Source organism: Photobacterium proteolyticum (assembly GCF_001939735.1).
Classification (GTDB): domain Bacteria; phylum Pseudomonadota; class Gammaproteobacteria; order Enterobacterales; family Vibrionaceae; genus Photobacterium; species Photobacterium proteolyticum.
Map to the genome: position 1 here is coordinate 54,643 of NZ_MJIL01000041.1, position 6,741 is coordinate 61,383.

Here is a 6,741-nt window from a genome sequence, read left to right on the forward strand (position 1 = left end):
TTTGTGAATGATATCACGATAACAAGGGCGGCTATTGGTGGTGAGAGAATTTTGTGAGGGGCGTTGAAGTTAAGCTGTTTGTTCGTGGAAATTGTGTAAACCTTGCCCCGGATAAGCAGGGCAAGATTAATTAAGTGGTTATTTTTCAGCGACTTTTTCAAGCCCCCAGACAATGCCAATTCCTACTAGCATTGCAGCAATGGCGTAGCCTAGCATCGCAGGTTGCCCTGTTACTTGCTCAAAGTTTAATGGCGAAAGGTTCTGCTCTAACAACGGAACCTGCTGGCCGCTAGAATTTGTTCTCCAGGTTAAGGTTTCTTTCCATGGCCAAATTTTGCTGAGCGTACCAATCATTAAACCCGTCAAGAATGTTAGGGCGATATCACGATGGCGGCGAAGTACCCAGGATAAAACGTGGGAGAAGCTCAATAGGCCCAGCAGACAACCGGAGGCAAATGTACCAAGCATTACGATATCTAGTGATTTGGCTGCAGCGAGGATAGGGGTGTACATCCCTAGTAGCAACAGGATAAAGCTGCCTGAAATACCGGGCAGGATCATGGCGCAAATAGCGATGGATCCCGCGATAAGGGTGTTCAGTAATGTTGGCTCTAAGCTAAGCGGGTGCAGGACTGTAATGCCGTAGGCAAATATTGCACCGGCAACAACCGAAAGAAACCGGTTGGGCTTCCAGTGCTTGATTTGTTTGAACATATGGTTTACCGATACGATGATGAGGCCAAAGAAAAATGACCACAGCGGGATCGGATGGGTATGCAGCATCCATGTAATAATGCGTGCCAGAGTAAAGATACTGGTTAGAATGCCTGATAATAACAAGATCAAGAATGTCCCGTTAATATGCTCGAAAGCGGCCTTGAAACCTTTGTCCCGCCAAATGCTAATTAGGCTTGGGTTAACACGTCGAATACTTTCAAGTAAAGTATCGTAGATCCCTGTAATAAAAGCGATTGTACCGCCTGAAACGCCAGGCACCACGTCAGCAGCACCCATCGCCATGCCTTTTAGAAAGGTAAAAACTTTGCTCATGGTTTTCCGTAATCTGAATAATTGAATAGCAGAACTTGCCGCCATTATACCGTGTGGCTGTGAAAAATAAGTGTTTTTTTGCTCTTTGGTGGCCTTGTTATATGGGTATGTATTAATGAGTCAGTTTTACCTTTTTTTGACTTGTATACGACTAGTCTTTGTCTGCGAGATAAGGTTACAGGTGTGTTTGAGATTCAATGGATAAAAAAATACTTAAATTCGCGGTGTCAGGTGGGCTTGGTTTCATTGTAGATGTTTCGGTAATGACATTGCTGTCTGTACTGTTGCCGGTAATACCAGCAAGGGCGGGAGCATTTTGGGTCGCGGCATCGTTTACCTGGTGGTGCAATCGTCAGTTTACTTTTAAAGGGGCTGATAGAAGTGCTCCACTTAGGCAATGGTTTAGGTTCCTCTTAACGGCATGTGTGGGGTTTATTCCAAACTGGGGATGCTACTGGGCGCTGATCTGGTGGGTAGATGATGCATGGATCACGCAACTGGTGGGTGAAAGTGGGCTTTATTTCTGGCCACTGGCTGCGATGATCCCCGGTATTCTTTTAGGTATGGTTGCTAATTTTATCCTTGCGGCTCGCTGGGTGTATCGCCCGGCGTTAGCATGATTTCTGCAATACAACCTTGCGAGCCGTTGTTGTAATGATTCAACTGCCAGCCATATTTCCGGCAAATGTCACCGGCAATAAGCAAACCAAGGCCAAAGCCTTCGACGCCACGAGGTTTACTCCCTAGCCCGATCCCGCTGTCGATCACCTTGATGCTATCAGGCGAGGTCTCGATAGTAACTGTCCCTTGTTCTGTACAAGCAAAGGCATTTTTGATTAGGTTGCCGATGAGTATTTTCATTGTGGTTTCAGGTGCTTTGACAGTTGTCTCACCGTTCATGGTCACACGCCATTCAACGGGTTTGTTTGCCAGTAAGTGCTGATGTTCGATGGCTATGCTGCTGAGTTCATCATGGCCTAAGGCTCGCGGACTGAGGTTGGTCAGGTTTTCTTCACGAGTTAGCGAGAGCAAGGTAGTGACGAAGTCGTTCATCTCATTACTAGCATGGAGTAGGCGTATACGTTGTTTTTCTATAAACGCGGGATCGTTCGACTGCCCAAGCAGAGAGATTGATCCCTTCATAACCATCAAAGGAGTACGTAGTTCATGACTGGCATAGCGATTGAAAGATCGCTCTCGCTCCAGTAGCTGATGGATCCGTTCGGAATAGAGGTTAAAGCTGGTGACAAGCTGCAAAAGCTCCTTTGAAACCACACCTCTGGGCGGCTGAATAGGGGATAAATCTGTGACAGAACGGTCCTCTAGTTCATTGGTTAGCTCTGACAAAGGGGCAGTCAGCCTTCGAGAAATACTTAAAATGACAAACAGGCTAATTAAAATTAAGAGTAATGTAATACATAGTTGTTTAGCTTGGTTTCGAAAGACTTGATTCTCACTAAGCTCATAGATGTCATCGTAATAAAGTAAATATACAGTCTTTTTATCGTTTCCAATTGTCAAATCACTTCGCATAATAAAATATTCGGATTCAATAGAAATTGAATCGTCACTTCCCACAGCAACAGCAGTATCCTTTGGCAAATTGTCTGGTATGTTAAGATCTGATGGTAGTAGTTCTTTTCCTATATAGGCATGGCTGAAAGGAGGAATCGAGATTGTCTGAACATCATTTTCACTGAGTACCTCCTTGGCGACTTCTTTAGCGTGCTGCAACCTGTTGGTTGCATTGATCAACTCGAAATCTTCAAGAGTCGTTTCGAGTAGGGCGAAATGAATACTTATGATGGCAAAGGCTACAATAGAAAAATAACTGAAGGTTAGCTGCTTGGCACTTTTAACCTGCTTGCTTGTAATCACTGCTCTTCCTCTGGGATCAACTGGTAGCCAACTTTTGGCACTGTTTTGATATAGCTATGTTTAAACGGTTTGTCTATTTGGTTTCTGAGTTGATAGATATGACTTCTTAATACATTTCCTTCAGGCTCGTCATCTCCCCATAGGGTCGAAATGATTTCTTCCTTGGTAACCAGCTTCGGAGCCCTAACCATGAGCAGCTTCAGGATGGTGAACAGCGTTGGGTTTAGAGAAAAGCTGCAGTTGCTTCGGTGAACAGTGTGACTGCCAAGATCTAATTCTAGCTGGCCAAAAGTCAGGGTAGTGGTTGCGGTTTCACCGGTTCGGCGCCGAGTCAAGGCCTTGATACGGGCTTCAAGGATTTCAAGATCAAACGGTTTGACCAGGTAGTCATCAGCTCCCTGAGAAAAACCTTCCAGGGTATCCTCCCGGGTATCTCGTGCTGTTAGCATCAGGATTGGGGTATCGACTCCATGCTCTCTCAACTTTTTGCATACCGTATAGCCATCCATGCGAGGAAGCATGACATCAAGAATAATCAGATCGTAGTGATTTTCGCATCCTAGATCATATCCCTGTTGGCCATTGCTAGCGTAATCCAGTGTGTATCCTTTAATTTCAAAAAAGTCAAAAATGATACCAGCAATATTTTGATGATCTTCAACTAACAGTAATTTCATAAAAGTTATTCGCAAGCTAGGAAATAAGTGTCATATGTTGACATACGTCAACGTGAAAAAAATGTCGATGACCTTTTTGTTACATGATACCCAATAAAATAATAATTAAGAACTAAGAAATAGGTCACAAATGGAGGTTAATTTTGTCATCTATTAGTTTGCTGTCACATCACCGTGAACAGCGTTGTAATCATGATGAGGAATTTTTCCTTTCTGTGATCGTGCCTATGTATAACGAAGAAGCCGTTATTGAAGATTGTCATGAACGCCTCTGTAATGCATTGGACCAGTTAGAAAAAAAATGTGAAATCATTTATGTCGACGATGGCAGCTCAGATCGTTGCTGGGATCTGGTTAGCCACATGACGAGCTCTAGTCACAGGGTGAGGACGATTAGGCTCAGTCGAAATTTCGGCAAAGAAGCGGCCATGACGGCAGGCTTGCAATCAGCATTAGGCCAGGCAGTTATTTTGATCGATGCTGATTTACAAGATCCCCCCGAATTGATTCCCGAGATGGTTGAACAATGGCAACGCGGATTTGATGTTGTTGATATGAAGCGAAGGGAGCGTTTTGGGGAGAGTTGGTTCAAGCGTTTTACCGCATCAATGTTTTACAAACTTATCAATCAGTTAACTGAAATGCCTATTCCTGAAAATGTGGGTGATTTTAGGTTGATTGATCGCCGAGTTGTCGACGAAATCAATAAGCTGCCAGAGAGAACCCGTTTCATGAAAGGGTTATTTGCCTGGCCCGGTTTTCGCCGTACAACCATGATGTTTGATCGGGACCCAAGGCTCGCGGGTGAAACAAAGTGGAATTATACCAAGCTTGTCCACCTGGCATTTGAAGGGATCACCTCGTTCAGTACTCGCCCGTTGCGACTGGCAACCGGTGCCGGCTTGCTTACCTCTATAGCAGCCATTGCAATGGCGTTTGTTGTCTTTACCAAAACCATGATTTGGGGAGATCCCGTGGCAGGGTATCCGTCCACTATCATGGTTGTTTTGTTACTTGGCGGGATCCAGCTGCTTTCTATCGGCTTGATGGGAGAGTATGTCGGTCGGTTATTTATTGAAGCGAAGCAGCGACCTTTATTTGTTGTTATGGATAACAACGTACAAGAAACAGTAAAAATGAATAAAGAAGTAAAAGCATGATTCAGTTACTAAAGAAACTTACACTCACTCAGTATGCATTAGCATTAACCGTTTTCGCAATGACTGTTCGGTTGCTAACTCTTGGTATTTATCCGTTGATGGATACCACAGAGGCGCGGTATGGCGAGATGGCTCGAATCATGTTCGAGACAGGAAACTGGATCACGCCGATGTTTGATTACAATGTCCCTTTTTGGGGTAAGCCGCCGTTATTTACGTGGTTAAGTGCGGCGGGTTTTGAATTACTCGGGGTGTCGGAGTTTGCTGCCCGAGTTCCTCACCTCATTGTTGGCTGTATGGTGTTAGGCTTGGTGTGGCTAATGGCTGCCAGAGGGAAAGGTAATCGAAACACGGCCTGGCTGGCTGTTGCGATTTTGGCAACTACAGCTGCATTCAGTGTTATTGCGGGCGCAGTCATGACGGATATGGCGTTAACTCTGGCCATAACCCTGAGCATGGTGAGCTTTTGGCTATCGTGGCAGCAAAAGTCCCGAGGTTGGGGCTATTTGTTCTTTGTCGGCCTTGCTATTGGTATGTTGGCAAAAGGGCCGCTGACGTTAGTACTGGTCGGGATTAGCCTGGTGTTATGGCTGGCTCAGGACAAGCGCTGGCAGCAAATTCCAACTTGCTTGCCATGGAAGGGAGGGGTGGCTTTATTTTTACTCATCTCATTGCCATGGTACTTGCTGGCAGAGTGGAAGACCCCGGGGTTTTTGAATTACTTCATCGTCGGCGAGCATATTAAGCGATTTGTTGTTAGCGGTTGGGAGGGGGATCTCTATGGCTCGGCCCACAAAGAGTTAAGAGGCACCATTTGGGTGTACTGGGTATTGGCTGCGTTACCTTGGACCCCGATTTTGATCTATCAGGTTTCACGATTTTTCAAAAATGGACAAGAGGGTGTTCAGTCTGAGTCAGGTTATCTTGGGTTTCTCTGGTGTTGGATGGTATCGCCATTACTTTTGTTTACGTTTGCCGGTAACATTTTGCCTAGCTACGTACTTCCTGGGTTACCTGCAATGGCCTTACTCATTACCGCGTATCACTATCAACAGCCTTTATCAGAAAGTGTGTTTAAGTTGGGACTGATTACCCCTGTCTTAATTGTTATTGTTGCTTTATTACTGAAGTTTAACCTGACAGGAAAAGAAGCGGAAAAGCACTTGATGGCCCAGTGGGCGTCGCAAGCAGAAGCGAGCCAGAGTGAGTTGCTCTACGTTAATCACAGGCCTTTTTCTGCCCAGTTTTATTCAAATGGCCAGGCTAAAGCGGTGAATGAACCCATTGTAAAGTTGATGAATAATGCAGAATCTGATGTCTTCATTGTTATCGAGAAAAAGCATATACCACAGGGTTTTTTATGGGATAAGCGCCGTTGTGAGCTACGTGGAGAGTCCAAAAAGCGTGAGCTTATCTATTGTAAATCGACAGCTCTATCACGTGTTAATGCTGTGCCTTAAATAACTGGTGCATAAAGAGTTTTATAATAAGCGTTAAATGTGACTAGATTTGTTGGTTGTTTTTTGAACTGTGATGGGACTAACTATATCCCTTTTAATGCTGTGGAAATATGACGTCAGGATTATTGAAAGTTGGAGCATCACTATGTACAAAGAGTTACTAGAGATACCCAGTAGTCATAGTTTCGTGCGCACAGACATGAAGTGGGATATCGGAAAGGAAACAGATATTGATACATTTTGGTACGATGAGAAAGATTTAGCCGGAAACATTGTTGCTAAATATGTGGTTAAAGTAACCAAGTTCATCTATCCGCCGCAGCGGTCTCAGATTTGTTACCAGAAGTTTACGCCAGACAGTTTGTCGTTACTCTCCACAGGAGAACTCAAACATTAAAGATTGATTAAAAAGTGGCCAGGGGCCACTTTTTGCTTTTTGTGCGCCGAGCATGGCGTTGTTCTAGGAGGTGAAAGTCCTCTACGGGCTCAGTCGAGCGAGAACCGTTAGCCTATGCA

Annotated in this window: 7 protein-coding genes; 4 read left to right on the forward strand and 3 right to left on the reverse strand. The window is 44.7% G+C overall.

All coding sequences use genetic code 11. The features are described from left to right. Positions 1-138: 138 nt before the first annotated feature. Positions 139-1,050 carry a polyprenyl-phosphate transporter gene (locus BIT28_RS01675; protein WP_075761902.1) on the reverse strand — a complete coding sequence of 304 codons (912 nt, stop codon included), beginning with the start codon at positions 1,048-1,050 and terminating at the stop codon, positions 139-141. A 197-nt stretch (positions 1,051-1,247) separates the two neighbouring features. On the opposite strand from BIT28_RS01675, the gene BIT28_RS01680 reads away from it, so the two are divergent. Further along, positions 1,248-1,670: a GtrA family protein gene (locus tag BIT28_RS01680; protein ID WP_075761903.1), complete on the forward strand. Its 423-nt coding sequence runs from the start codon at positions 1,248-1,250 to the stop codon at positions 1,668-1,670. Here BIT28_RS01680 and BIT28_RS01685 read toward each other — a convergent pair. Next, positions 1,627-2,928, reverse strand: coding sequence for a sensor histidine kinase (locus BIT28_RS01685; protein WP_245823632.1), 1,302 nt, complete (start codon positions 2,926-2,928; stop codon positions 1,627-1,629). The genes BIT28_RS01680 and BIT28_RS01685 overlap by 44 nt on opposite strands. Beyond that, positions 2,925-3,605, reverse strand: a complete 681-nt coding sequence (locus BIT28_RS01690; RefSeq protein WP_075761904.1) for a response regulator transcription factor — start codon at positions 3,603-3,605, stop codon at positions 2,925-2,927. Before BIT28_RS01690 ends, BIT28_RS01685 begins: the two co-directional genes overlap by 4 nt. A gap of 152 nt (positions 3,606-3,757) precedes the next feature. Between BIT28_RS01690 and BIT28_RS01695 the strand changes: the two genes are divergently transcribed. The 3 genes from BIT28_RS01695 to BIT28_RS01705 all read left to right on the forward strand — a co-directional run bounded on the left by BIT28_RS01695 (position 3,758) and on the right by BIT28_RS01705 (position 6,622). Next, on the forward strand, positions 3,758-4,765 hold the full coding sequence (locus tag BIT28_RS01695) for a glycosyltransferase family 2 protein (RefSeq protein WP_281251542.1): 1,008 nt from the start codon (positions 3,758-3,760) through the stop codon (positions 4,763-4,765). Further along, complete coding sequence (locus BIT28_RS01700) at positions 4,762-6,225, forward strand: ArnT family glycosyltransferase (RefSeq protein ID WP_075761906.1); 1,464 nt, start codon at positions 4,762-4,764, stop codon at positions 6,223-6,225. The genes BIT28_RS01695 and BIT28_RS01700 overlap by 4 nt, the downstream gene beginning before the upstream one ends. Before the next feature lie 145 nt (positions 6,226-6,370). Beyond that, positions 6,371-6,622 (forward strand): hypothetical protein, encoded by a 252-nt coding sequence (locus tag BIT28_RS01705; RefSeq protein WP_075761907.1) that lies wholly within the window; start codon positions 6,371-6,373, stop codon positions 6,620-6,622. Positions 6,623-6,741: the final 119 nt, after the last annotated feature.